The organism is Kitasatospora sp. NPDC054768, assembly GCF_053612025.1.
On sequence record NZ_JBSHBN010000003.1, the window covers coordinates 64853 to 90546 of the forward strand.

General features: G+C 74.2%; 21 protein-coding genes and 1 pseudogene. 14 read left to right on the forward strand and 8 right to left on the reverse strand.

The window, feature by feature from the left end:
* Positions 1-47: 47 nt before the first annotated feature.
* On the reverse strand, positions 48-1124 hold the full coding sequence (locus ACWGKU_RS01555) for a restriction endonuclease (protein ID WP_401050035.1): 1077 nt from the start codon (positions 1122-1124) through the stop codon (positions 48-50).
* Positions 1125-1446: 322 nt separating this feature from the next.
* Between ACWGKU_RS01555 and ACWGKU_RS01560 the strand changes: the two genes are divergently transcribed.
* Entirely contained in the window at positions 1447-1947 is a 501-nt protein-coding gene (locus tag ACWGKU_RS01560; RefSeq protein WP_452179339.1) for an inorganic diphosphatase, read from the forward strand.
* A gap of 52 nt (positions 1948-1999) precedes the next feature.
* Here the strand turns inward: ACWGKU_RS01560 and ACWGKU_RS01565 are convergent, their stop codons facing one another.
* Positions 2000-3259 (reverse strand): pyroglutamyl peptidase, encoded by a 1260-nt coding sequence (locus tag ACWGKU_RS01565; RefSeq protein WP_452178925.1) that lies wholly within the window; start codon positions 3257-3259, stop codon positions 2000-2002.
* A gap of 283 nt (positions 3260-3542) precedes the next feature.
* Between ACWGKU_RS01565 and ACWGKU_RS01570 the strand changes: the two are divergent.
* Positions 3543-4094, forward strand: a pseudogene (locus tag ACWGKU_RS01570) (TerD family protein); the annotation flags it as partial.
* 631 nt (positions 4095-4725) lie between these two features.
* Positions 4726-5340, forward strand: a complete 615-nt coding sequence (locus tag ACWGKU_RS01575; protein ID WP_401055298.1) for an SUKH-4 family immunity protein — start codon at positions 4726-4728, stop codon at positions 5338-5340.
* A 140-nt stretch (positions 5341-5480) separates the two neighbouring features.
* Here ACWGKU_RS01575 and ACWGKU_RS01580 read toward each other — a convergent pair whose 3' ends face one another.
* Complete coding sequence (locus ACWGKU_RS01580; RefSeq protein ID WP_401052402.1) at positions 5481-6116, reverse strand: TetR/AcrR family transcriptional regulator; 636 nt, start codon at positions 6114-6116, stop codon at positions 5481-5483.
* Between the two features lie 117 nt (positions 6117-6233).
* Between ACWGKU_RS01580 and ACWGKU_RS01585 the strand changes: the two genes are divergently transcribed.
* A complete protein-coding gene (locus tag ACWGKU_RS01585) occupies positions 6234-7271 on the forward strand; it encodes an aldo/keto reductase (RefSeq protein ID WP_401052404.1) in 1038 nt (345 codons plus the stop codon).
* Between the two features lie 168 nt (positions 7272-7439).
* Here the strand turns inward: ACWGKU_RS01585 and ACWGKU_RS01590 are convergent, their stop codons facing one another.
* Positions 7440-8414, reverse strand: a complete 975-nt coding sequence (locus tag ACWGKU_RS01590; RefSeq protein WP_401052400.1) for an NAD-dependent epimerase/dehydratase family protein — start codon at positions 8412-8414, stop codon at positions 7440-7442.
* A gap of 381 nt (positions 8415-8795) precedes the next feature.
* Between ACWGKU_RS01590 and ACWGKU_RS01595 the strand changes: the two genes are divergently transcribed.
* From ACWGKU_RS01595 to ACWGKU_RS01625, 7 genes are all read left to right on the forward strand, one after another.
* Positions 8796-11567 carry an SdrD B-like domain-containing protein gene (locus tag ACWGKU_RS01595; protein ID WP_452191307.1) on the forward strand — a complete coding sequence of 924 codons (2772 nt, stop codon included), beginning with the start codon at positions 8796-8798 and terminating at the stop codon, positions 11565-11567.
* A 118-nt stretch (positions 11568-11685) separates the two neighbouring features.
* Positions 11686-12495 (forward strand): hypothetical protein, encoded by an 810-nt coding sequence (locus ACWGKU_RS01600; RefSeq protein ID WP_359900257.1) that lies wholly within the window; start codon positions 11686-11688, stop codon positions 12493-12495.
* A 193-nt stretch (positions 12496-12688) separates the two neighbouring features.
* Positions 12689-13579: an ABC transporter substrate-binding protein gene (locus ACWGKU_RS01605; RefSeq protein ID WP_401051175.1), complete on the forward strand. Its 891-nt coding sequence runs from the start codon at positions 12689-12691 to the stop codon at positions 13577-13579.
* Between the two features lie 31 nt (positions 13580-13610).
* Positions 13611-14621 (forward strand): amino acid ABC transporter permease, encoded by a 1011-nt coding sequence (locus tag ACWGKU_RS01610; protein WP_452178928.1) that lies wholly within the window; start codon positions 13611-13613, stop codon positions 14619-14621.
* Positions 14618-15418 carry an amino acid ABC transporter ATP-binding protein gene (locus tag ACWGKU_RS01615; protein ID WP_452178929.1) on the forward strand — a complete coding sequence of 267 codons (801 nt, stop codon included), beginning with the start codon at positions 14618-14620 and terminating at the stop codon, positions 15416-15418. The genes ACWGKU_RS01610 and ACWGKU_RS01615 overlap by 4 nt, the downstream gene beginning before the upstream one ends.
* 29 nt (positions 15419-15447) lie before the next feature.
* Positions 15448-17076 carry an N-acyl-D-amino-acid deacylase family protein gene (locus ACWGKU_RS01620; RefSeq protein ID WP_452178930.1) on the forward strand — a complete coding sequence of 543 codons (1629 nt, stop codon included), beginning with the start codon at positions 15448-15450 and terminating at the stop codon, positions 17074-17076.
* A complete protein-coding gene (locus ACWGKU_RS01625; protein ID WP_452178931.1) occupies positions 17073-17936 on the forward strand; it encodes a serine hydrolase in 864 nt (287 codons plus the stop codon). The genes ACWGKU_RS01620 and ACWGKU_RS01625 overlap by 4 nt, the downstream gene beginning before the upstream one ends.
* A gap of 56 nt (positions 17937-17992) precedes the next feature.
* Here the strand turns inward: ACWGKU_RS01625 and ACWGKU_RS01630 are convergent, their stop codons facing one another.
* The 3 genes from ACWGKU_RS01630 to lysA form a co-directional block, all read right to left on the reverse strand.
* Entirely contained in the window at positions 17993-18166 is a 174-nt protein-coding gene (locus tag ACWGKU_RS01630; protein ID WP_452178932.1) for a hypothetical protein, read from the reverse strand.
* 113 nt (positions 18167-18279) lie between these two features.
* Positions 18280-19206, reverse strand: coding sequence for a LysR family transcriptional regulator (locus ACWGKU_RS01635; protein ID WP_401052081.1), 927 nt, complete (start codon positions 19204-19206; stop codon positions 18280-18282).
* A gap of 9 nt (positions 19207-19215) precedes the next feature.
* Positions 19216-20562: a diaminopimelate decarboxylase gene (gene lysA, locus ACWGKU_RS01640; RefSeq protein ID WP_452178933.1), complete on the reverse strand. Its 1347-nt coding sequence runs from the start codon at positions 20560-20562 to the stop codon at positions 19216-19218.
* A gap of 180 nt (positions 20563-20742) precedes the next feature.
* Here lysA and ACWGKU_RS01645 point away from each other — a divergent pair, with 180 nt between their 5' ends.
* From ACWGKU_RS01645 to ACWGKU_RS01655, 3 genes are all read left to right on the forward strand, one after another.
* Entirely contained in the window at positions 20743-21414 is a 672-nt protein-coding gene (locus tag ACWGKU_RS01645; RefSeq protein WP_401052076.1) for a GntR family transcriptional regulator, read from the forward strand.
* An 88-nt stretch (positions 21415-21502) separates the two neighbouring features.
* Positions 21503-22762: an MFS transporter gene (locus ACWGKU_RS01650; RefSeq protein WP_401052073.1), complete on the forward strand. Its 1260-nt coding sequence runs from the start codon at positions 21503-21505 to the stop codon at positions 22760-22762.
* Between the two features lie 164 nt (positions 22763-22926).
* Positions 22927-23496, forward strand: a complete 570-nt coding sequence (locus tag ACWGKU_RS01655; RefSeq protein WP_401052071.1) for a Uma2 family endonuclease — start codon at positions 22927-22929, stop codon at positions 23494-23496.
* 7 nt (positions 23497-23503) lie between these two features.
* On the opposite strand, the gene ACWGKU_RS01660 is transcribed toward ACWGKU_RS01655, so the two are convergent.
* Entirely contained in the window at positions 23504-25570 is a 2067-nt protein-coding gene (locus ACWGKU_RS01660; protein ID WP_452178934.1) for an MDR family MFS transporter, read from the reverse strand.
* Between the last annotated feature and the right edge of the window lie 124 nt (positions 25571-25694).

Sequence of the window (25694 nt, forward strand, 5' to 3'; positions counted from 1 at the left end):
AGAGTCGAACTGCGGGGCACCCGGTGGCGGCCGGGTGCCCCGCCCCGTCACGCGTCCACGACCTCCAGCCCGTACGCGGTCACGGCCTGGCGCAGCCCACCCGGGTACCCGGCGAGCGCCGGGGTGAACTCCCAGTCCCCGGAGGGATCGCGGTCGAACCGGCCGAGCCGCATCGCGGTGTTGGTCTCCGCGCCGTCCGCCAGGTGCACCACGGCCGCGTCCTGCCCGGAGCCCGCCTCCAGGATCAGCGCCGGCCCGGCGAATCCGCCCATGGTGGCCCCGGGGTGGTTCTCGGTGTCGGCGGCGGCGATGACGACCAGCCGGTCGACCTCGGCGGGCAGCGCGTCGAAGTCGACCATCAGGCAGGCGTTCGCGTCGCCGTAGCCGGTCACCAGCCGCACCGAACCGTCGGGCGTCGAGCCGTTGTTGTAGAAGACCAGGTGGTCGTCGGAGAGCGCCGCGTTGCCCGTGCAGACCAGCGCGGCGATGTCGTACTCCTCCTCCCCGGTCCAGTGCAGGAGCAGCCGGGAGGGCTCGGTGGCCACCTCGATCGCGGGCAGGTCGTCCAGGGCGCCGGCCGTGGCGGAGGCCTCGTCCTGGGCGTCCGCGAACACCTCGTCGAAGCCGTGGTGCCTGAGCAGCCCGACCAGTTCGGAGCCGTTGATCAGGCTGATCGGCTTGCCCGCGACGAACTGGTGCGAGCTGGGGCCGAACTTGCTGGTGGTGACCAGGACGGCCTTGGTCGCGTCCCGGTCGTGCCGCAGCGTCCCGTACAGGTCCCGTACCGCGGAGGGCGTCACCGTGTCCCGGTACCGCTTCACCTGCACGATGACGTTGCCGCCCCGGAACGGGTCCGGGTCGATGCCGCGGACGTCCACGCCGCCGTCCCGCGACCGGGCGGTGAGCTCGACCTTCATGCCCATCGCCTCCATCAGCCGGCCGATGAGGCCCTCGAACCCGACCGGGTCCATCGCCAGCAGGAGTTGGAGTTCGCGGACGCGCCTGGCCATCCGGCCGCGGTTGGCGTTGGTGTCGTCGCGGAGGTGACGGAACAGTGCGCGCTGGGCGCGGCGTTCGTCGGCGTCGGGGTTGCTGAGGCGGTGGAGCTTCCGGCTCCGGGACATGGGCGTGCCCCCTCTTGCGTGGTGACGGTTGTTGCAGGCGTCACCGTAGGGGAATCGTGGACGAAGAACCGTCGGGCCGTCGGTTCCGCCGCACAATCGAGACCTGGGCCGCTGCGGGCCGCTGCGGCGGGTGCGGGTGCGGGTGCGGGTGCGGGCGCGGGCGCGGGCGCGGGTCGAGGGCCCGGGCGCGGGCGGCGCGGGTGCCCGTCCGGGTCGGGGGCGTTCGCGCCGGAGGGTGGCGGCGCCGGTCGAACGGCGGGGGTGCTTTCGATGGCCGTCCGGACGGCGGACAATTCCCCCAGGAGCCGAGGAGGAGGCCGCGGTGGAGTTCGAGGTGATGATCGAGATCCCGCAGGGGTCGCGGAACAAGTACGTGATGGACTTCGCGGCGGGCCGGATCCGCCTGGACCGCACCCTCTTCACGGCCACCCGCTACCCGGCCGACTACGGCTTCGTCGAGGGCACCCTCGGCGGCGACGGCGAACCGCTGGACGCCCTGGTGCTCGGCGGCGAGCCGGCCGTCCCCGGCTGCGTGCGGACCTGCCGGGCGGTGGCCATGTGGGTGATGCGCGACGAGCGCGGCCCGGACCAGAAGGTGCTCTGCGTCCCGGCCCGCGACCCGCGCTACGTGGACCTGCGGGACATCGACGACCTGCGCGGGTTCGACCTGCTGGAGATCACCCACTTCTTCCTGGTCTACAAGGACCTGGAGCGCGGCAAGTCCGTCGAGGGCTCGCACTGGGCGGGGCGCGACGCCGCCTACGCCGAGATCGCCGAGTCGCGCGCCCGCGCGGTGGGCACCCGCTTCGCCGACCCGGTCTGAACGGGCGTGCGGGGGCGGGCCGGTGCGCCGGCGCCCGCCCCCGGACGGCCCGTCAGAGCCGGGCGGCGCTCAGGATCGCCCGCACCTCGTCGCCGATCGCGGTCTCGTTGCGCTCGAACTCCGGTGCGGTGAGCAGGTTCGGGTCGGCCGGCAGGCCGGTCAGGACCGGGGTGTGCAGATGGCCGCCGGGCAGGCCCGGGGCCAGGATCGTGCGCAGCCGGTTGGAGCGGTAGGCGACTTCGTTGGAGAGGTACCCGCCGCCGCCACCGGAGACCGCGCGGGAGCCGGGGGTGGGGCCGTCCGGCCGGAACACGGGGGCGGTGGCGCCCGCCGGGATCTCGGTGACGAAGGTGTTGAGCAGCACCGGGTAGGGCTGCTGGACGGCCCTCATGGCGTCGGTCGGCAGGGTGGTGCGGACGAACTGCGGCCCGGGGGCCAGCCCCGGGGCGTCCACCGGGTGCTGGGTGGTGCCGCCGGAGAGCGCGGCGACGTTGTCGGTCGCCGGGTCGGCGGAGCGGGCGCGCCCGGCCCACTCCTCCAGGGTGAACTTGCCCGGGTAGCCCTGGCTGATGCTGGTGATCAGGTCGGCGGACTGCCGGCCCGGCCACAGGTGGGGGGCGAAGGCGCGCTCCACGATGCCCCCGTCGAAGTCCCCGTAGCGCACCGGCAGCACGACCGCCCGGACCTCCGCGGTGCTGCCGTCGGCGAGCGTGATCCGCTGCCCGTGCAACTGCAGGACGGCCGAGCCGGAGGGGTTGGCGCGGCGCGGTTCGGTGTCCAGGCCGAACGGGTCGAAGCCGCTGACGAAGATCCGCCGGACGCCGCGGGCGGAGTCGAAACCGTCGTCCAGACCGCGCGAGGCGTCCTCGAAACGGGACCGCAGCGCGGCGTGGTCGACGCCGAACCGGGGCTGCCAGCGGGCGAGCCGGACGGTCATGGCGAGCCTGGTCCAGTACAGCGGGCGGTCGTCCCGGGCGGGCAGTTCGCCGCTCGGCCGCCGGCCCTGGGCGCGGTCCAGGCCGGCCTGCCAGAGGGTCCGGCCCCAGGCGGTCACCACCCGCTCGGCCTGCCGGGCGTTGCGGGCCTCGCACAGGGCGGCGGGGAAGCCCCCGGGCAGCTCGCCCAGGCCGGAGCGCTCGGTGAAGCCAGCCGTGCGGGCGTCCTGGAGGCGGGCCTGCTCGGCGTCCAGCGGCACCGTGGCGGAGGTGCGGCAGCCGGCCGGGGCGGCCTGGGCGGCGGCCGGGGCCAGCAGGGCGGCGAGCGTTCCGGTGAGCGCGGCGGCCAGTCCGGCGGCGCGGCGTAGATATGTCATGTCCGCTGACAATAGGTCCGGACCTGACGGCCCGCCAGAGTGCCGACCCGGCGTCCCCCGCTGCCGGGCGCTCCGCCCGTCCGGGGAGAGGCCGCGCCCGTGCCCACCGCGCCCACCGCGGTGCCTCTCCGGCCGCCGCCGGGGCGCCCGGACGGTGTTCCGCCGCTGGTGGGGCGGTGTTCCGGCCTTGACGGAAAACTGATGGTTCGACCGGGAACCGAGGCAACTTCTACAGCGTTGTCGTGGTCGAACAGCGGTACTCGTACGGTGGTGGAGGAGTTCCATGAGCGTGGCCCTGACGAAGGGCGGCAACGTCTCCCTGGGCAAGCAGGCCCCCGGGCTGAGGGTGGTCCGGGTGGGCCTCGGCTGGACGGCCGGAGCCGGGTACGACCTGGACGCCAGCGCGCTGCTCTGCGGGACGGACGGGAAGGTCGCCTCGGACCAGCACTTCGTCTTCTTCAACAACCTGCAGAGCCCGGACGGCTCGGTCCGGCACCGGGGCGGGTCCGGCGGCGGCCCGGACCGCGAGCAGATCGAGGTCCGGCTCGCGGAGGTCTCCGCCGGGGTGGAGAAGATCGTCTTCGCGGTGGCGATCTACGACGCGGCCCAGCGGCGGCAGTCCTTCGGGCAGGTCCGCGGCGCCCACATCCGGGTCGCCGATCCGGACACCGGCGCCGAGGTGGCCCGGTACGACGTGGCGCCGGAGGCCGGCAGCGAGACGGCGATGGTGTTCGGCGAGCTGTACCGGCACGGCGCGGACTGGAAGTTCCGCGCGGTCGGGCAGGGGTACGCCGCGGGGCTCGCGGGCATCGCCGCCGACTTCGGCGTGGACGTCCTGCAGCCGGCGCCCGCCGCCGCGCCCGCCCCGGTGAAGCCGCCGGTAGCCCCGCCCGCGCCGCCCGTTCCGGTCGCGGCCGCGGTCCCGGCCGTGCTGCCCGCGGCCGTACCCGCCGTTCCGACGACCCCGCCAGGACCAGGGAGTTCCCCCGTGACGTGTTTCTTCGACCCCTCGCACGGCGCCGGCGCCACGGCGGTGTACTGGTCGCCGCAGTGGGGCGTGCCGCGCCGGATCGAGGCCTGCGTGGCCTGCGCCCAGCGGGTGCAGACCAACGTGCCGCCGTTCTACACCCCGCAGCCGGCCGGCTACCCGCAGCCGGTCCAGCAGCCGGTCCAGCAGGGCCAGCCGCAGGTGCCCGGCCAGCAGGCCCAGGGCGGGCGGCGCTTCGGCACCGGCGCGCTGATCGGCGCCGGCGCGGCCGGCCTGGTCGGCGGCGCGCTGCTGAACGAGGCCTTCGACGACGACCCGCAGGTCGTCGTCAACAACTACTACGAGGACGACGGCTTCTTCTAGGCCGTCGGGCCGGAGCCCCGGAAGGGCCGTCGGGGCGACCCCCGGCGGCCCTCGCCGTCGGAGCGGTGCGCTTGAATGGCGCCGGAGTACCGTTCCGACCGGGGGAGACGCACCGATGACCACGGCCGACGCCGAGCTGACGGCCGCCGTCCGGAACCCCGACGCGGCCTGGCTGGAGTCCTGCTTCGGCCCCGGCACGCTGTGGCGGCCCGAGCCCGCGGCGCTGCCCGAGCGGCTGACGTCGAAGGAGGCCCGGGTGTTCCTGACCGAGGTCGGCGCGCCGGCCGTCGAACTGGAATTCCTCGGCTTCGACGCCGCGAAGCTGCCCGAGCGCGGGATGTGGGAGGCGGACCTGGACGAGCTGTTCGGCGAGCGCACACCGGACGACGACACCCCGCCGAGCAACTGGGGGTACTGCGTCGGCACGTTCGACGACCAGCACCTGATGGTGGCCGGCGACACCGGCGCCGTACGGATCTACGACCCGAACGGCTGGGACCACGGGAGCGGCTACGGCGGCCGGGCGGCCGACTCGCTGCCCGAGGTGATCGGCGCGCTGGGGCTGCTGGCCCGCCTGGAGGGCCGGATCCGAGGTGGGGACGCCGGGGCCGCGCTGGACGAGTTCGCCGCGCTGGTGGCCGCGGCGGGACAGGGGCCGGACGAGTCGGACCTCTGGGTGGGCCTGCTGGAGAACCTGCGCGAGGAGTACGAGGACCCGGACGAGGGCTGACGCCCCGGGCCCTTCTCGCCCCCTCCCGGCCCTTCCCGTGCCCTCCCGGCCCTTTCCGGGCCCACCTGGGCCCACCCGGGCCCGACGGCCGTACAACGCTTCGGCGCTGTGCGGCCGTTCGCGTCCGGGGCGTACCGGCCCTACGCGTCCCGGCGCCGGTACGCCCCGGCCCGGGCCGCCGCCTCGGCGGCCTCCGCCGCACGGTCGGCGGACGCCTCGTCCAGCGGCTCCGCGGTGGTGAGCATCCGGTAGTAGAGCGGCGCCGAGACCGCCCGGACGACCTCGGACCCGTCGGTGTCCGGCGGGAGTTCGCCGCGCTCGACGGCCGCGGTGACGCACGGCGCCCACTCCTCGACCCGGCGCCGGTAGAAGTGCCGCAGGGCCTCGGCCGCGTCCGGGTCGCAGGTCGCCGCCACGATGACGGCGCGGAAGAGCGCGCCCTGCCGGGGGTCGGCCAGGGTGCGCTGGACGAGCCGGGCGTTGGCCCGCAGGTCCCCGGCGAGGGAGCCGCTGTCGGTGCGCGGCAGCGACTGCTCGGCCATCTCCGCGAGCAGGTCCGCGACCAGGGCGGTGGTGCTGCCCCAGCGGCGGTAGACGGTGGTGCGGCCGACCTCGGCCCGCTGGGCGATGTCGCCGAGGTCGAGGCCGCTGAAGCCGTGCTCGACCAGGGCGTCCTCGGCGGCGCGCAGGACGGCGGCGCGGACCCGGGCGGTCCGGCCGCCGGGGCGGACCGTGCCGGGCGTGGAGGGCTCGGGCGTGGAGGGCTCGACGGCCATTAACGGGATTCCTGTTCCATTAGAAGCATGGGGTCTGCTAGGTTCAGAGCATCCTAACGGAACGGGAGTCCCATTAGGGGCTCCGAGGGGAGAACCGTCATGACCATCGCCACCGACATGGAGTACCGCAGGCTCGGCGCGTCCGGGCTCAAGGTGCCCGCGCTCAGTCTCGGCACCGGCACCTTCGGCGGCCGCGGCCCGCTGTTCGGCGCCTGGGGTACCACCGACGTCCAGGAGGCCCGTCGGCTGCTCGACATCGCCATCGACGCCGGCGTCACCCTCTTCGACACCGCCGACGTCTACTCCGACGGCGCCTCCGAGGAGGTGCTCGGCCAGGCGATCCGCGGCCGCCGCGACCAGGTGCTGATCTCCACCAAGGCCGGACTGCCCACCGGCGACGGCCCGCAGGACGCCGGAACCTCCCGCGCCCGGCTGGTGCGGAGCGTGGACGACGCGCTGCGCCGCCTCGGCACCGACCACCTGGACCTCTTCCAGCTGCACGCCTACGACGCCGGCACCCCGATCGAGGAGGTGCTCGCGACCCTGGAGGACCTGGTCCGGGCCGGCAAGATCCGCTACACCGGCGTCTCCAACTTCTCCGGCTGGCAGCTGATGAAGTCCCTCGCCCTCGCCGACCGGCACGGCCGCCCCCGGTACGCCGCCCACCAGGTCTACTACTCGCTCGTCGGCCGCGACTACGAGTGGGAGCTGATGCCGCTCGCCCGGGAGGAGGGCGTCGGGGCCCTGGTCTGGAGCCCGCTCGGCTGGGGCCGGCTCACCGGGAGGATCCGCCGCGGGCAGCCGCTCCCGGACGGCAGCCGGCTGCACGAGACCGCCGACTACGGCCCGCCGGTGGAGGACGAGCTGCTGTACCGGGTGGTCGACGCGCTGGACGAGGTCGCCGCCGAGACCGGCCGCACCGTCCCCCAGGTGGCGATCAACTGGCTGCTGCGCCGTCCGACCGTCTCCTCGGTCATCATCGGCGCCCGCAACGAGGAGCAGCTGCGCCAGAACCTCGGCGCGGTCGGCTGGGCGCTGACGGAGGACCAGGTGGCCCGGCTGGACGCGGCGAGCGCGCGCACCGCGCCGTACCCGTACTTCCCGTACCGCCGGCAGGAGGCCTTCGCCCGGCTCAACCCGCCCGTCGCGGGCTGACCGGTCTCGCGGGCCGAGCGGCGCGGGGGCGAAGCGGTGCGGAAGCGGCGCGTGGGCCCCGGCCCGGGAGATGTCCGGGCCGGGGCCGGACCGGCTGCTGCGGGGCGGCGGTCGGCCCCACGCCGGTGGCTGCGGTGGTGGCTGCGGCGGCGGTGGCGACGGTGGCCCTCAGGCCTGCCGCCGGTGCCAGGCGGCGAGGAGTTCGGCCTCCCGCTCCGGGGTCAGGGCGTCCGGCAGGGGCTCGAACGGCCGGATGTCGCGGGCGGTCTCGGCCACCGGGCGGAGGGTCAGGCCGGTGGTGAGGGCGGCGGCCGGATCGGCGGTGCTGGTGGCGCGGATCTCCGGGGCGGCGGGCCACAGCGGCAGGGCACGCTCCGGGACGCCGGCGGCGCGCAGGAAGTCCTCGGACACCCAGGTGAGGGTGGTGCCGGGCGGGGCGACCGCGGCGGCGACGGCGTCCAGCAGGTCGCCCATGCCGAACGGCGGCGGCGTGGCGGCGTGGTAGGCGCCGCAGGCGCCCTGTGCGAGGAGGCCGAGCATCCAGGCGGTGAGGTCGCGGACGTCGACCACCTGGAGCGGCGCGTCCGGCCGGCCGGGGGCGAGCACCTCGCCGCCCCGGGCGAGGCGCTGCACCCAGTGGTCGAAGCGGTGGGTGTAGTCGCGGGGGCCGATCACGTACGTCGGGCGGATCAGCAGCGTCTCCGGGTCGAAGGCCTCCCGGGCGGCACGCTCGCACTGGACCTTGAGGACGCCGTAGCTCTCGGCGGTGACCTCCGCGGCCTCCGGGCCGTCGGCGGGGAGCAGCGGGGAGTCCTCGGCGAAGCCCGGGGCGGCCGGGGCGTCGTACACCGAGAGCGAGGAGACCAGCAGGTAGCGCCCGGCCGCGCCGGGATCGAGAGCGGCTGCCAACTCCCGTACCTGGCGCGGGAAGTAGGCACAGAGGTCGACGGTGGCGTCCCAGCTGCGGCCGCGCAGCGCGGACAGGTCGGCGTCGCGGTCGGCGATCAGGTGGGTGGCGTCCGGGAGCAGCCCGGCGCCGGAACGGCCGCGGTGCAGCACCGTGACCTCGTGCCCGGCTGCCAGGGCCGCCTCGGCGAAGTGGAAACCGATGAAGCGGGTGCCGCCGATGACCAGAATGCGCATTCGGACATCGTGCCAGCCCGCCCCGCGCCGGGGCCAATCGGTGCGCGATCGTTGCTCACGTTGTGCTTGGGGTGGTTGGGTCGGGGCGGATGTGCGGGGTTCCGGCGGGAAGCGTGTTCGACGGTCAACGGCGTGGGAGGGCGACGATCGGCTGCTGCGAGGCGTGGTCGGACGGTCCCCGCTGGTCAGCCGGGTGCGGGCGAGGGCCGGCCGAACGGTCGTGACGGCCTCGTAACGCCTGATGACGGGTCAAAGTTCCCTGTTCCCCGGCGAACTTGTGTGAAGTCCCTTTAAGCTCCCGTTAACAATGGCGGCTTTCCGCCACTCTCGAACTCGCTCATGAGGTCGGGCGGCAGGCCCAACTTGACGATGAGAGCAGGGATGACGACGACAAGTGAACGAACCGCCGGTGCCGCGCGCGGCCCCGGCGGGCGGCGGACGGGCCCACCCGGCCGCCGTGCCGCGGGCCTTCGCACCGCGGGCGGCGCGGTGACGCTGGCCGTGCTGGCCGGATCCTGGTCCCTGGCGGCGGCCCCTCCGGCCTTCCCCCAGACCGGTGACGGCACGGTGGCGGTCCACGTGATCCGGGCCGTGGACACCGACGGTGTGTGGACGCCCGGGCTGGAATCGGGCATGGCGGGCGTGAAGGTGACGCTCACCGACGAGGCCGGGGCCTCCGTCGAGGGCACCACGGCGGCGGACGGCACGGTGACGCTGGCACCGGCCGCGAGCAAGCTGACCGGCGGCAAGTACCGGGTCCAGGTGGTGAATCCGAAGCCGGGCGTGCTCTACCCGGCCTTCGCCTCCCGCGAGGGCCTGGACGGCGGGGCGAACAAGCTGAGCTCCAACGAGGAGTTCGTCGACCTCTCCGGCGGCAAGAAGGTGGAGATCACCACCGGGCTCTGGAGCCCGGGTGACTACTGCCAGAAGAACGCGCCGCTGGTGTCGACCTGTCAGAACCCGCCCCGGGAGGGCGACGCCCAGCACACGCTGGTGTCCTTCCCGTACGAATCCCGCGGAACGGCCGGTGCCGACTTCACCCTGACCGACGTGGCCACGGCCGGGCAGACCGGGAACCTGTACGGCATCGCCTGGAACAAGGCCGACCGGCGGGTGTTCTCCTCGGCCCAGGCCAAGCGGACCACCAGCTACGGCCCCGGCGGCCCGGGCGGGATCTACGTCACCGACTGGGCGACGAAGAAGACCACGCTGTTCGCCACCGTCCCGGACGCGGGCACCACCCCGCACAGCCCGGGCAACGACGACGACTTCCTGGCCGCGGCGGGCAAGGAGAGCCTCGGCGGCATCAAGATCACCGACGACGGCAAGGACCTCTTCGTCGTCAACCTGCACGACCGCAAGCTCTACCGCTACGACGCCACCGCGGCGACGGCGGCCACGCCCAAGGCCGCCTACGCCATCCCGGACCCGGGCTGCCCGGCGCCGGGGGACTGGCGTCCGTACGGCCTCGGCCTCCAGGACGGCGCCGGCTTCCTCGGCGGCGTCTGCTCGGGCGAGTCCACCGGCAAGGCCTCGGACCTGCGGGCCGTGGTGCTGCCGTTCGACCTGGCCACCGGCGCGTTCAAGTCGGCGGTGCTGAACCAGCCGCTCGACTACCCGCGCGGCAACACGGTCGGCACCCCGTGCCCCGGCTCCAGCTGGTTCCCGTGGCAGGACACCTTCCCGACCACCCAGAACGGCCATGCCTGCGGGGCCAACTACCTGGCCAACCCCGAGCCGGCGGTGGCCGAGATCGCGTTCGAGACCGACGGCTCGATGCTGCTCGCCTTCCGGGACCGCTTCGGCGACCAGTCGGCGGCCGGCCCGACGGCCGGCCAGGGCTCCATGGTCCTGCCCGGTGGTGACCTCCTCAAGGCCTGCCCGGTGAACGGCACCTACGTGCTGGACACCAACCTGGGCTGCGGGTCCACCACCCGGGGCCAGCGGTTCTTCGACAACAGCCGGATCGGCCACAACAACCCCGCCAACGCCGGGATGGCGTTCTCGAAGGTCGAGGACTCCATCGCGATCTCGGGCTACGACAGCGACAGCAAGGCCTTCGGCTACGGCAGCGCCTTCCAGAAGCGCGACGGCAAGGCGGACGGCGGCGTGCGGCTCAACACGGCCCCGGGCGTCCCGCCGTTCGGCAAGGGCGCCGCGATGGGCGACCTGGAGGTGCTCTGCGACCAGGCGCCGCTCCAGATCGGCAACCGGGTCTGGTACGACCCCGAGCGCAGCGGCCTCCAACTGCCGGGCCAGAAGCCGGTTCCGGGTGCCACCGTCCACCTGTACGACGAGACGGGGAAGCTCGTCGGTACGACGAAGACGACCAAGCGCGGCGAGTACTACTTCGACGACAGCAACGTCGAGGGCGGCCTCAAGCCGAGGACCAAGTACACGATCAAGCTCGACAACCCGGCGGACTACGCCAAGGACGGCCCCCTCTTCCAGTGGGTGCCGACCGACCACGACGTCGGTGACAACCACTTCATCGACTCCAAGGGCATCGTGCCGAAGGACGGCAGGTTCCCGGAGCGGGCGCTGACCACCGGTGGCCCCGGCGAGAACGACCACACCTACGACTTCGGCTTCCGGCTGCAGGAGGGTGCGCTGCGCCTGGTCAAGCACGACCAGGACGGCAAGCCGCTGGCCGGCGCCAAGTTCCAGCTGTGGCACGAGACCAACGGGACCGACGGGCTCCAGCCGACCGGCGACAAGCCCGACACCAAGGTCGGTGAGCCCTGCACGACCGGCGCCGACGGCATCTGCCAGGGCACCGGCGTGCCGGGGACGTACTACTGGCAGGAGCTGAGCCCGCCGGACGGCTACGCGGCGCCGGAGGTCACCGTCCTCGGCCCGCTGAAGCTGACCTCGGCGAACCTCGACGCCGGTGTGGAGGTGACGGCCGTCAACAAGCTGATCCCCACCCCGACGCCGACCCCGACACCCACCCCGACCGAGACGCCGACCCCGGCGCCGACGTCGGCGGCTCCGGTGCCCCCGGCCCCGGTGCCCCCGGCGTCCGGGCACCTGCCCAACACCGGTGCGGGTGAAGGGATGCCGATCGTGTTGACCAGCGCGGCGGCGCTGATCGCCCTCGGCACCGCCACGGTGCTGATGGCCCGCAGGCGCAAGGCCGCCCGGCGCGGCTAGCCCCGCGCGGGGTACGTGAAGGGGGCCCGGCAGCGGGCCCGATCGGGCGGGTTCGTGGGACCGTTGGTCCCCGGGCCCGCCCGACTGTCGTGTCCGACCGAGGAAAGGGAGCGGCTGCATGCCCCGCAGGACGAAGGCCGAAGGCCGCGGACCACGGCGGTCCCACTGGCTCAAGGCCCTGATCGCGATCGTGGTGTGCGGCGCCGCGGCGGGCGGCGTGGCCGTCTACCGGACGGTCTCCGACGAGGCCGTCGAACGCCCGGTGACCACCGACGAGGCCGGCCGGCTCGCCCTGTCGCGCCTGAACCTCTACCAGGCGAGCCCGGTGGCGGTGACGCTCACGGCCGAGGAGGGCGGGGGCGTCACCATCCGGGTCGACGGGGTCGTCGACTACCGCAACCACCGGGGGGTCGGCCGCTACCGGACCACCGGCGCGAGCGGACCGCTGGACCACGGCCTGATCGTCTGGGACACCGGCGGCCTCGGGCTGGCCCCCGACCGGGCCGGTACCGACACCGCCACCGCCCCCGCCACCGATGCCCCGGCCTGGCAGCAGGCCGAGCGCATCCCGCGCCAGGGCTGGTCACCGCGGACCTACACGGCGGACCCGCTGGACGCCGGACTGAACCTGCTGGTCCAGCTCGGCGCGGACCGCCCCGACAACCCGCTGCTGCTCGCCCAGTCCGGGGCCCGCTGGCTGGGCCGGGACCGGATCGACGGCAAGGGCTACGACCGCTTCGCCGGTCCGCGCGCCCAGGGCTCCGCGCCCGACGGCGCCCGCTCGCCGCTGACCTACTGGGTCGACGGCGACGGCGGGCTGCGCAGGGTGACGATGCGGATGCCGGGGCTGGGCACCCCCACCACCGTCGAGCTCACCGGACGGCAGGCGGACGCCAAGCTGCCGGAGGCCCCGTGGCTCACCGGCTGACCCGGCTGACCGGCTGACGGCTGACCGGTCGACCCGGCTGGTGGGGCACGGTCGGGCACGGCCGGAAGTCCGCAGGACAGGGCGGTCAGCCGTACCAAAATCGTTGGTGAGGCAGCAATGGCTTCATCATCTTCCGTTCACCCGGACCCGGCTGCCAGCATCGGCGCACCGTCACCGCCCGAGGGAGTAGCCGATGAACCGCCCCCGTTCCCTGCGCTGTCTGGCCGCACTGTCCCTGGTCGTCCTGGCCGCCACCGCCTGCGGGCGCTCCGACCAGGGCGGCTCCCCGGCCGCCGGCGCGGCGCAGGCCGGACAGAACTCCGGGAAGAGCGCCGCCGAGCTGCTCCCGGCGAAGAACAAGCAGAGCGGCGTGCTCAGAGTGGCCACCTCCGTCGGCTACCCGCCGATGGAGATGTACAAGACCGGCACCACCGAGCTGACCGGGGTCGACCCGGACCTCGCCGCCGCCGTCGCCGGGAGGCTCGGGCTGAAGCTGGAGCTCGCCAACTCCTCCTTCGACGGCCTGATCCCCGGCCTCCAGGCCGGCCGCTACGACCTGGTGATGTCCTCCATGACGGACAGCGCGCAGCGCCGCCAGGCCGTCGACTTCGTCGACTACTTCCGCACCGGCGGAGTGATCATGACGAAGAAGGGCAACCCCGAGGGCATCAAGTCCATCGAGGACCTCTGCGGCAAGAAGGTGGTCCTCGCCAAGGGCAGCTCCAACCTGGAGATCGGCGAGCAGCAGAACGCCAAGTGCGCCACCAGGATGGCGATCTCGCAGAGCGAGGACGCCCCGACCGGGCTGCTCCAGCTGGACAGCGAGCGGGCCGTCGCCACGATCGTGGACTACCCGGTGGCGCAGATGTTCGTGCAGAACAGCGGCTCCTACGAGGTGCTGCCGGAGCAGTACGGCACGGCGCCGTGGGGCATCGCGGTCGCGAAGAAGGACGCCGGGCTGCGCGACGCGGTGCAGAAGGCGCTCCAGGAGCTGATCGAGAACGGTGAGTACCGCAAGGTGCTGGACACCTACCAGGTCGGCGGCAGCGCGGTGGAGCGCGCCACCGTCAACGCGGCGCAGTGAGAACGGCGGCACCGACGAGATGAGCACCGACATGAGAGACCCCGGGATCCCCGCCGACCCCGCGACGCCCGCGCCCGCGACGCCTGCCCCGGCACCCCGAACGGCCGCCGCCGGCCCCGTCGACGACGACCTGGCCTTCGAAGTGACCGGCCGGCCCCGCCCGGCACGCTGGTTCGCCGTGCTGGCGGCCGCCTTCGTCGCCGTCTGGCTCGCCTGGACCGTCATCGTCAACCCCAACCTGCACTGGGACATCGTCGCCAAGTACCAGTTCGACGGCGTGATCCTGGAAGGACTCTGGGTGACCGTCCAACTCACCCTGATCTCCCAGGTGGTGGGCATCGTCATCGGTGTGGTGGCCGCGGTGATGCAGCTGTCCGACAGCCCGGTGCTGCGGACAACCGCCGGCGCGTACACCTGGTTCTTCCGCGGCACCCCGCTGCTGGTCCAGCTGATCTTCTGGTTCAACCTGGCGCTGCTCTTCCCGGAGATCAGCATCGGCATCCCGTTCGACGGGCCCAAGCTGGTCAGCTGGCAGTCCAACACCCTGATCACCGGCTTCGTGGCGGCGCTGCTCGGCCTGTCGATCAACGAGGGCGCCTACATGTCCGAGATCGTCCGGGCCGGCATCCAGAGCGTCGACCCCGGGCAGCGCGAGGCGGGCGCCTCGCTGGGTATGTCCAACCGGCAGATCCTCACCCGGGTGGTGCTGCCGCAGGCGATGCGGGTGATCATCCCGCCGTTCGGCAACCAGTTCATCTCGATGCTGAAGACCACCTCGCTGGTCTCCGTCATCGCCGGCGCCGACCTGATGACCGTCTCTCAGCACCTCTACCTCGCCAACTTCGAGGTGATCGCGCTGCTGATCGTCGCGTCCATCTGGTACCTGGTGCTCACCACCATCGCGAGCGTCGCCCAGCACGCGGTGGAGCGGAGGTTCAACCCGGCCGGCGCCCCGCCGGCGCTGCACCGCCGGGTGCTGGCCAACCTGCGCCCGGGGCGCGGCGGAGCGGGAAAGCGCGTGAAGAAGGGGGAGGTCAAGTGACGACCACGGACCTGGGGAAGCCGGCCGCCGAGGTGGTCCTGTCGGCCCGGAAGGTGCGCAAGCGGTTCGGGGACCTGGAGGTGCTGCGCGGCATCGACCTGGAGGTCCGGGCGGGGGAGGTGCTCTGCGTGATCGGCCCCTCCGGCTCCGGCAAGTCCACCCTGCTGCGCTGCTTCAACCACCTGGAGAAGATCGACGCCGGGCGGATCGAGGTGGACGGCGAACCGGTCGGCTACGAGCCGTACGGCGCCTCCGGCAGCAGGCTGCGCGAGCGCCGGCCGCGCGACATCCGCCACCAGCGCGAGCGGATCGGCATGGTCTTCCAGCGCTTCCACCTCTTCCCGCACCGCACCGCGCTCCAGAACGTCATGGAGGGCCCGATCGCGGTCAAGGGCCGCCCCCGCGGGGAGGCCGAGCGCCGGGCCCGCGAACTGCTCGCCCGGGTCGGCCTGGCCGACCGCGCCGACCACCACCCGGCCCAGCTCTCCGGCGGCCAGCAGCAGCGGGTGGCGATCGCCCGGGCGCTGGCCATGGAGCCGACCCTGATGCTCTTCGACGAGCCCACCTCCGCGCTCGACCCGGAGCTGGTCGGCGAGGTGCTCGGCGTGATGCGCGACCTCGCCCGCAGCGGCATGACGATGATCGTCGTCACCCACGAGATGGGCTTCGCCCGCGAGGTCGCCGACCGGGTCGTCTTCATGGACCAGGGTGCCGTCGTGGAGGCCGGCAGCCCGGCCGAGGTGTTCACCGCCCCGCGGCACGACCGCACCCGGGCCTTCCTCTCGACGGTGCTCTGATGGGAGCGATGGGACTGATGGGAGCGGACGTGACCACGACCCCGGTCGACCTGCTGCTGCGCGGCGCCACCCTGGTGGACGGCACCGGGGCGCCCGCCCGCCCGGCCGACCTCGCCGTCGCCGGCGGCCGGGTCACCGTACTGCCGCCCGGCACCGCCGTGACCGCGGCCGAGACCCTGGACGTCACCGGGCGGGTCGTCACCCCCGGCTTCATCGACGTCCACACCCACTCGGACGCGCTCGCCGCCCCCTTCGGCGGCGGCACCCACACCGACGGCGACGCCCTGGACGAACTGCGGCTGGCCCCGCTGCTCCAGGGCGTCACCACCGAGATCAGCGGCAACTGCGGGATCAGCCTGTTCCCGGCACTGCCCGGGCGGCTGCCCGAACTGGCCGAGCACCTGCGGGTCTCCTTCGGCCTCGGACCGGTGCTGCCCGCCGAGGACTTCGACGCCTTCGCCGCCGGCCAGCGGCCCGAACTGCGCCGCAACCACATCACCTCGCTGGTCGGCCACGGCACGCTGCGCGCCGGAGTGATGGGCTTCGAGGACCGCCCGCCCACCGACCAGGAGCTGGCCGCCATGTGCGGGCTGCTCGACCGGGCGCTGACCCAGGGCGCGGCCGGACTCTCCACCGGGCTGATCTACCCGCCCGGCGTCTACGCGGACACCGAGGAGATCGTGGCCCTGGCGAAGGTCGCCGCGCGGCACGGCAAGCCGTACGTGACGCACCTGCGCGACGAGATGTCCCAGGTGGAGAAGGCGCTGGAGGAGGCGCTGGAGATCGCGGTGCGCTCCGGCGCCCCGCTCCAGGTCTCCCACCACAAGACCGCCGGGCGGCACGCCTGGGGCGCCACCCTGCGGACCCTGCCGCGCCTGGAGCAGGCCCGCGCCGAGGGCGTGGACGTGCTCTGCGACGTCTACCCGTACACCGCCGGCAGCACCGTGCTGCACGCGATGCTGCCGCCGTGGACCAGCGAGGGCGGGCCGGCCGCGCTGCTGGAGCGGCTGCGCAGCAAGGAGGTGCGGGACCGGATCCGGGCGGACATCGCGCACGGCGTCGAGGGCTGGGAGAACACCGTCGGCAACGGCGGCTGGGACCTGATCTCGGTGGCCGCCGCGCCCGCCCGCCGTACGGCCGAGGGCCGCCGGATCGCCGACCTGGCCGCCGAGCGCGGCACCGACCCGGTGGACCTCGTCTGCGACCTGCTGCTGGAGGCGCAGGGCGAGGTGACCATCATCAGCCACTCGATGCGCGAGGACGACGTCCGCCGGGTGCTGGCCAGCCCGCTGTCGATGATCGGCTCGGACGGGGTGCCCAAACCCGGCCGCCCGCACCCCCGCTGGGCGGGCAGCTTCGCCCGGGTGCTCGGTCACTACGGGCGCGAACAGGGGCTGCTGCCGCTGGAGCTCACGGTGCACAAGATGACCGGCCTGCCCGCCGAACGGTTCCGGCTGGCCGGGCGCGGCGTGGTCCGGGACGGTGCCGTCGCGGACCTGGTGGTGCTCGACCCGGCGGCCGTCCTGGACGGCGCGACCTTCGAGCGGCCGCTGCTGCCGCCGGTGGGCGTGGAGACCGTCGTGGTGGCCGGGCGGGTCGCGGTGCGCGGCGGCCGGCCGACCGCGATCCGGGCCGGAGAGGTGGTGCGGGTCCGATGAGCCTCGCCCAGGTGGCCGCCGCCGCACGCAGCTCCGCGGCCCTGCCGCTGACCCTCGCGGTGGCCGCCGTCGACGTGGACGCCGCCGAGGCGGACCGCGGAGTCGACGCCGGCGCGGTCGGGGTGGACGACACCGTCGTCCTGCCCGTCGCCAGCGCCTCCAAGCTGCTGCTGCTCGCCGAGGTCGCGCGGCGGCTGGAATCCGGGGAGCTGACGGCCGGACAGCCGGTGGAGATCCTCCCCGAGGACGTCACCGGCGGCACCGGCCTGCTCGGCCGGCTGAGCCGCCCCGACTGGACGGTGGAGGACCTGGCCTGGCTGACCGCCGCGGTCAGCGACAACACCGCCACCAACGCCCTGCTGCGGCTGGTCGGCCTGCCGGCCACCGCCCGGCTGGCGCGCGAGCTCGGACTTGAACGGCTCACCCTGCACGACCGGGTGCGCGACGAGCGCGGGCCGGACGTCCCGCCGGTCTTCGCCACCGGCACCGCCCGCGACCTGGCCCGGCTGGTGGCCCTCGCGGTCCGGGGCACCCTGGCCGGCCCGGCCGCCTCGGCCCGGCTGCTCGGCTGGATGCGCGCCAACACCGACCACGGCCTGGTGCCCGCGCTGATCGACCACGACCCGTTCGCCCCCGGCTTCCCCGCGCCGCTGCCCGGCCGCCTGCTGGTCGCCAACAAGACCGGCACGGACACCGGGGTACGGGCCGACGCGGGCGTCATCGTGGGCGCCCGCCGGGTGGCCTACGCGGTCGTCGCGCACTGGGACGTGGCGCTCGGGCCCAGCACCGAACGGGCCGCCGTGCACGCCATCCGGGACGTCGGCCGCGCCCTCGCGGCCTGGGCGCAGCGACCCGCCTGAGCCGACCCGCCTGAGCCGGCCCGCCCGAGCCGAACCGCCTCAGCCGGCCGGCGGGCTCAACGGCCGGTCGGCTCCGAGCGGTTCGGCGTGTGTCCGCCCGCGGTGGAGTCCTCGGCCTCCTCGGCGACGACGGAGGTCGAGGCGTGCCGGTGGTGGGTCGTCGCCGCCGTCGCCGCGACGGACAGCAGGGCCGCGGCGGCGACCAGGAGCGCGGAGATCCGGCGGATCACGGGGGTCCCCCTCGGTGGACGGGTGCCGGCGGGTGCAGCATGGCACAGCCGCGGCCCGCCGCACAGAGCCGGGAGCCTGCGGGCCGTGGGGGAACTCAGTCCGTGCGGGGCGCTCAGGCGCCCCACCGCATGTCCAGCAGCGACCTGATCTCCCCGGCGGCGGAGCCGAGTTCGGCGAGGAAGGCGCGCAGCACCGGATTGCGGTTGGTGGGCCGGGTGGCCACCCCGATCCGGCGGTACAGCTGCGGATGGTCCAGCCGGCACACGTGCACCCCGGCGCTGTCGGCCAGGCCGAGCGCCGGGATCAGCGCGACGCCCATGCCGGCCCGCGCGAGGTTGATGGTCACCTGGTAGTGGTCGCTGCGGCAGCGCACCCGGGGACGGAACCCCTCGGCGGCGCAGGCGCGTTCGAGCACCGGCTCCCCGGTGCTGCCGCCGTGGGTGCCGATCCAGCTCTCGCCCTCCAGCTCGGCCAGCCGCACCACCGAGCGCCGCCCGAGCCGGTGCCGCAGCGGCACCACGACCACCTGCGGCTCGTCGAAGTACATCCGCACGTCCACCGCCGCCCGGCGGCACCACGGGTCCAGCGGGTGCTCGAAGACGACGGCCGCGTCCAGCCGGCCGGCCTCCAGGTCCGGGACCAGCTCGTGCGGCTGGCCCATGATGAGTTCCAGCTCCACCTGCGGGTGCCCGGCGGCGAACGCGGCCAGCGCCCGTGGCAGCAGGTCCAGCCCGGCGGAGGCGAAGAAGCCGATCCGCAGCACGCCGGCCGCGGCCTGGGCGTGCGCCCGCAGGTCGTCCTGGGCGACGGCCATCAGATCGGCGATCGCCTGGGCGTGCTCGGCCAGCCGGACACCCGCGGGCGTCAGGCGCAGGGACTGCGGGGCCCGTTCCACCAGCGCGACACCCAGCTCCTGCTCCAGACGGGCGAGCTGGTGCGAGATGGCGGACGGGCTCAGGTGCAGGGCCTGTGCCGCGGCCACGATGGTGCCCCGGCGGGCGATCTCCAGGAGGACGTGCAGTCGGGCGCTGTTCAGCATCGGCCCAGGTTAGGCCGTGTGCGCCGGGAGTGCGGCCACCGGTTCCCCGGTCGGTCGCGCCGTCCCGTCGGCGGCGGTGTCCAGCCGGAGCAGGTCGTGCTCGGTCTCCCGGCGCACCACCACGCGGGCCTCGCCGTCGCGGACGAAGACCACGGCGGGCCGCGGCAGCTTGTTGTAGTTGGACGCCATGGCGTAGCCGTAGGCGCCGGTCACCGGGGTGGCCAGCAGGTCGCCGACCCGGAGGTCGACGGGGAGCGCGGCGTCGTCGATGATCACGTCGCCGCTCTCGCAATGCTTGCCGACCAGCCGGGCGCGCCGCGGGCGGGGCGCCTCGGGGCAGCGCGGCAGGAAGGCCTCGTAGCGGGCGCCGTACAGCGCGGGGCGCAGGTTGTCGCTCATCCCGCCGTCCACGCTGACGTAGGTGCGCACGTCCTCGATCCGCTTGACGGTGCCGACCCGGTACAGGGTCAGCCCGGCCCGGGCGGCTATCGACCGGCCGGGCTCGACGCCCACCGGGCCGTTCCAGCCGGCGCCGCGCACCGCCGCGCGGACCCGTTCGGCCCAGTCCGCGAAGGAGGGGGCGCTCTGCCCGCCCAGGTACGCCACGCCCAGGCCGCCGCCGACGGTCAGCCGGCGCAGGCCGTGCTCCACCGCGAACCGGGCCACCGCGGCGGCGCCGTCGGCCAGCTCGGCCGGGTCCAGCACCTGGGACCCGACGTGGGCGTGGACGCCCTCCAGCCGTACGGCGGCGGAGGCCCCGGCCCGGCGCACCGCGGCCTCGGCGGCGCCGCCGGCCAGGCCGAAGCCGAACTTGGAGTCGTGGCCGCCGGTGCGGATGGCCTGGTGGGCGCCGGCCGCGACCCCGGGCGCCACCCGCAGCTGGATCCGGGCCGGGGGCAGGCCCTCCTCGTGGTGCAGCCGTTCGATCCGGTCCAGTTCGTCGAAGCTGTCCACCACGATGTGGCGCAGGCCGACGGTGAGCGCGGTGCGCAGCTCGGCCTCGTCCTTGTTGTTGCCGTGCAGCACGATCCGGTCCGGGTCTACCCCGGCGTACAGGGCGGTGCGCAGCTCGCCGCCGGAGGCGACGTCCAGCAGCAGACCCTCCTCGGCGGCCAGGCGGGCCATCGCGGTGCACAGGAAGGCCTTGGAGGCGTAGGCGACGTTGCCCCGGCCGAAGGCGGCCACCGCCTCGCGGCAGCGGCGGCGCAGGTGCTCCTCGTCGTAGACGAACAGCGGCGTGCCGTACCGGCGGGCCGCCTCGTCCAGGAGCACCCCGCCGACGGACAGGCCCTCGGGGCGGAACTCGGCGGTGAGCGGCAGCAGGCCCGGGTCGACGGGCGACAGGGCTGGCGACACAGGGGACACGGCTTCCTCCCGAGGAGCTGGTTGGCCCCGCCCATCCTCGGTCCTGCGGAGGGGGTGAGAAAGCGCATTCTTCCGGCCCTGAGCAGTACGGAAACCGATGCTCCGTCCTGCGGACGGCCCTGTCCCAGGTGTTGCATCTAAGCTTGCATCTATGGTGCTACGGTGTGGTCCATGGCCGACACCCCGCCTCCCGCCCGCGTCCCGGTCCCCGCCCGCGTTCCGGCCGCGGACCGCGCGTACGAACTGACCAAGGACCTCATCCTCGGCGGCGGCCTCCCCGGCGGGACGCTGATCAGCGAGGGCGAGATCGCCGAGCGCACCTCGCTCAGCCGCACCCCGGTCCGGGAGGCCTTCCTGCGGCTCCAGGCCGAAGGACTGCTCCAGCTCTTCCCCAAGCGCGGAGCCGTCGTGGTGCCGGTCGGGCCCGGCGAGGCCGAGGACGTGCTGGAGCTGCGCGAGGCGCTGGAGAGCACCGCGGTAGGCCGGATCACCCGCCGCGCCGAGCCGCTCGACGACCTGCTGCGGCAGCTGACCGACCTGATCGACCAGCAGCGCGAACCCGCCCGCCGGGCCGACCTCGGCGCCTTCGCCGACGCCGACGAGGCCTTCCACCGGGGCATCGTGACGGCCTCCGGCAACGCGCTCGCCGAGCGCTTCTACGAGACGCTGCGCGACCGCCAGCGGCGGATGGCCGTGCAACTGCTCCAGGTGCGGCCGGAGCGGCGGCCGCAGCGGCTGGCCGCGCTGGTCGAGGAGCACGCCGCGCTGGTCGAGCGCATCGCGGCCCGCGACGCCGCCGGCTTCACCGAGGCGCTGCGCGCCCACCTGGACGCGCACCGCTGAGCCACTCCTCCCTCCTCCTCCCGCGCGGCGACGGCCGCGCACCCCGACGGACCGCCGGGACCACCATCCGACAAGGAGCAGCACCACCATGAGCACCACCCGGCCACCGTCCGCCGGTCCCGTCGCGCCCACCGGTCGGGGGAGGCCCTGGCTGGTCGCGGCCCTGGCCATGCTCTGTTGCGGCTGGGGCGGCAACCAGTTCACCCCGCTGCTGCTGATGTACCGCCACCTCGGCGGCTACTCCGAGGTCACCGTCGACGCCTTCCTGGGGGCCTACGTCCTCGGGCTGGTCCCCGGACTGCTGGTCGGCGGCGCGGCCTCGGACCGCTACGGGCGCCGTCCGCTGATGATCGGCGCGGTCGTCGCCTCGCTCGCCGCCAGCGGTGTGCTGTGCGGCGGCGTCACGGGTGAACTCCCCATCTACGCCGGGCGGTTCCTCACCGGTACAGCCGTCGGCATCGCGATGGCCGTCGGCACCAGCTGGGTCAAGGAGCTCTCCCAGGCCCCGCACGACCCGGCCGCCGACCAGGGCGCCGGAGCCCGCCGCGCCTCCCTCGCCCTCACCGTCGGCTTCGGCCTCGGCGCCGGCGTGGCCGGCGCGCTCGCCCAGTGGGGCCCCTGGCCGATGGTCACCCCGTACCTCGCCCACCTGCTGGTCACCCTGCCCGCGCTGTTCCTGCTCCCGAAGGCCGTCGAGACCCGGGCCCGCTCGGCCGCCGTCCGCAGCCTCTGGGCCGACCTCAAGGTCCCGGCGGCCGGGCACCGGCGCTTCCTGCGGGTGGTCCTGCCGATGGCCCCGTGGGTGTTCGGCTCGGCCGGCGTCGCGTACGCGGTGACCCCGCAGCTGGTCGGCGACCGGCTCGGCGACTGGTCGCTGGCCTACGCGACCCTGCTGACCGTCCTCACCCTCGGCACCGGCGCCCTGGTCCAGCCCCTCGCCAAGCGCCTGGACTCGCTGAACTCGGCGCGCGGCGTCGTCGTCTCCATGGTGCTGATGGCCTGCGGCATGGCCGTCTGCGCCGGCGACGCGGCGGTGCGCTCCCCGCTGCTCGGCCTCGGCGGGGCGGTCCTCCTCGGTGCCGCCTACGGCATCGGCGTCGTCTCCGGCCTGCTGGAGATCCAGCGCCTCGTCACCCCCGACGACGTGGCCGGCATCACCGGCGTCTACTACGCCCTCTGCTACTCCGGCTTCCTGCTGCCCGCCGTGCTCGCGGCGCTCTCCTCCGTGGCCTCCTACACCGTGATGCTCTCGGCGGTGACCGCCTTCGCCCTCGCCAGCCTCGCCGTGATCGCCTTCTCCTCCCGCCGCACCGCCCCCGCCCCGATCCCGGCGGAAGCCTCCCGCTGACCGTCGGTCTCGTGCCTCCCCGCCCGCTCCCGGGCGGGGAGGCAGAATGCTCTGCGAACCGGTCCTGTTGCGAGCGCGAACGGTCAGTGCGCGTCCAATGCCGGTCGACGAGCGGGGCGGCCGCATGATCCGGGGGAGAATCGCACGACGGAAGGAGACGCGTTGTGAGTACGGCACCCCAGGTCCCCGGTGACTACAGCACCGTCAGCGACCCCGAGCGGGCACTGAAGTACGCGATCCGGCACATCGCGGGCGACCGCACCGAGATCATCGAGGGAGTCATCACCCCCATGTCGCCGTCATGGGCGCACGAGTCCGCCGCCGAGATCGTCCGCCGCCAGCTCGGCCCCCGCATGGACCAGCTCGACCTGGTGTCCGGGTCCGGCAACCTCGACCTGCCGGGCAGCGAGAACTGGTACATCCCGGACCTGGCCGTCGTGCCGGCCGAACTCGCCCTGAAGACCGAAGGCGCACTGCTGCCCGACCAGACCTTCCTGATCGTCGAGGTCAGTTCACCGTCCAACGCGGAGACCGACCGCGTCGTCAAGCGCCGTCGTTACGGCCAGTACGGCGCTCCGCTCTACCTCCTGGTCGACCGCCAGAACCGCAGCTGCACCCTGTACAGCGAGCCGACCCGGCTCGGTTACGCCGCGGAGAGCGGCCCGTACCCGTTCGGCGCGCCCGTGCGCCTTCCGGCGCCCTTCGACCTCGACCTCGACACCACCCGCCTGTAGCCGTTCGTCAGACCCTGGCGTCGTCCTTGGGGCGGGCGTGGGCGGGGAGGCCGTTGGCGAGGTCCTCGACCAGGAGGCGCCAGGCGATGGCGTCGGCGGCGGCGCGCAGTTGGGGGCTGCGGGGGCGGCCGGCGTCGGCGTCGAGGCGGGCGTTGAGCCAGTCGGACCAGGCGTGGGCGAGGGTGCGGACCTCGTGGGTGCCGGCCTCGGTGGGGGAGAGGGCGTCGCCCTCGCGCAGGAGGTAGCCCTCGGCGGCCATCCGGTCGAAGACCGGCTCCAGGACCTCGGGCGGCACCCGCTTGCGGGCGGCGATGAGGTCGAGCGAGGCGTGGCCGACGGCCCTGGTGTGGCCGGCCACCTCCATCAGCGCCCAGGCCCCGGCCAGGTCCACCCGGGCGCCGGCGCCGGCGACGATCGTCCGGACGGCGTCGAGGTCCACCCCGCGCACGATCCGGCAGACCGAGTACTCCAGGTGCGGGTCGGAGTCGGCGGTGGTCGGCTGGGCGAAGGCCTCGCCCATGTCGGTGGAGCCCGCCCGGGCGGTGTCGCGCAGCTGCACCTGTTTGAGGAAGAGTGCCACCACGAAGCCGGCCACGGCCACCGGGATGGTCCACAGGTACACGGTGTGCAGGGCGTCGGAGTAGGCCTGGACGATCGGCGCGGCCTGGTCGGCGGGCAGCTGGTGCAGGCCCTGCGGGCTCTGCGCGGCCTGGCTGAGCACGGCCGGGTCGGCGCCGGTCAGCCGGGCGGCGGTGGCGATCCCGTCGGCGAGTTCGGTCTGCAGGCTGTTGGCGTAGATGGTGCCGAACACCGCGGTGCCGAAGGAGCTGCCGATGGTGCGGAAGAAGGTCACCCCGGAGGTGGCCGTGCCGAGGTCGGCGTAGTCGACGGTGTTCTGCACGGCGATGGTGAGCACCTGCATGCTCAGCCCGATGCCGACGCCGAGCACGAACATGTAGAGCGAGGCCAGTGCGGAGCCGGTGTCGGGCTCCAGCCGGGACAGCAGGTAGAGGCCGAGCGCCATCACCGCCGTGCCGACGATCGGGAACACCCGGTACTTCCCGGTCTTGCTGACCGCGTTGCCGCTGGCGATCGAGGCGATCAGCAGACCGATCACCATCGGCAGCGTCCGCACGCCGGAGACGGTCGCCGAGTCGCCGTCCACGTACTGGAGGAAGGTCGGCAGGAAGGTCAGCGCGCCGAGCATGGCGAAGCCGACGATGAAGCTGAGCACCGAGCAGACCGTGAACACCGGGTTGCGGAACAGCCGCATCGGCAGCATCGGTTCGACGGCCCGGGTCTCCACCCAGCAGAACAGGCCGAGCGCCAGCGCGCCGCCGACGAACAGGCCGATGATCACCCCGGAGCTCCAGGCGTACTGGTTGCCGCCCCAACTGGTCGCCAGGATCAGCGCGCCGGCGCCGACCGCGACCAGCACGATGCCCAGGTAGTCGACGACCGGGCGGGTCGCCGAGCGGACCGAGGGGATGGTCCGGGCGGCCAGGGCGACCACCACGACCGCGATCGGCACGTTGACGTAGAACGCCCAGCGCCAGGACAGGTGGTCGGTGAACAGCCCGCCCAGCAGCGGCCCGATCACCGTGGCCACGCCGAACACCGCACCGATCGCGCCCTGGTACTTGCCGCGCTCGCGCAGCGGGATGACGTCCGCGATCAGCGCCATGGAGGTGACCATCAGGCCGCCCGCGCCGAAGCCCTGCACGGCGCGCCAGGCGATCAGCAGGGTCATGTCGGTGGCCAGGCCGCACAGGAACGAGCCGCCGACGAAGACGATCGCCGAGACCTGGAACAGCAGCTTGCGCCCGTACAGGTCGCCGAACTTGCCGGCCAGCACGGTGGCCACCGTCTCGGCCAGCAGGTAGGACGTCACCACCCAGGACATGTGCGCGGCCCCGCCGAGGTCCGCGACGATGGTGGGCAGGGCGGTGCCGACGATGGTCTGGTCGAGGGCGGCCAGCAGCATGCCGAGCACGATGGTGGCGAAGACGACGTTCCGCTGCCGGACGTCCAGCACCGGAGGGGCGGAGGGCGGGGTCTCGGTGGCGACGGTCATGCCGTCAGCCTCCGGGGTGCGGGCGGCGGTCGCGATCCGGTTCGGCCGTTCGGGTGAGGACGGGCGGCGGCGGCCCGGGCGGCGCCCCGAGTGCCGGCCCGAGCGGTGGCCCGGGTGGCGGCCC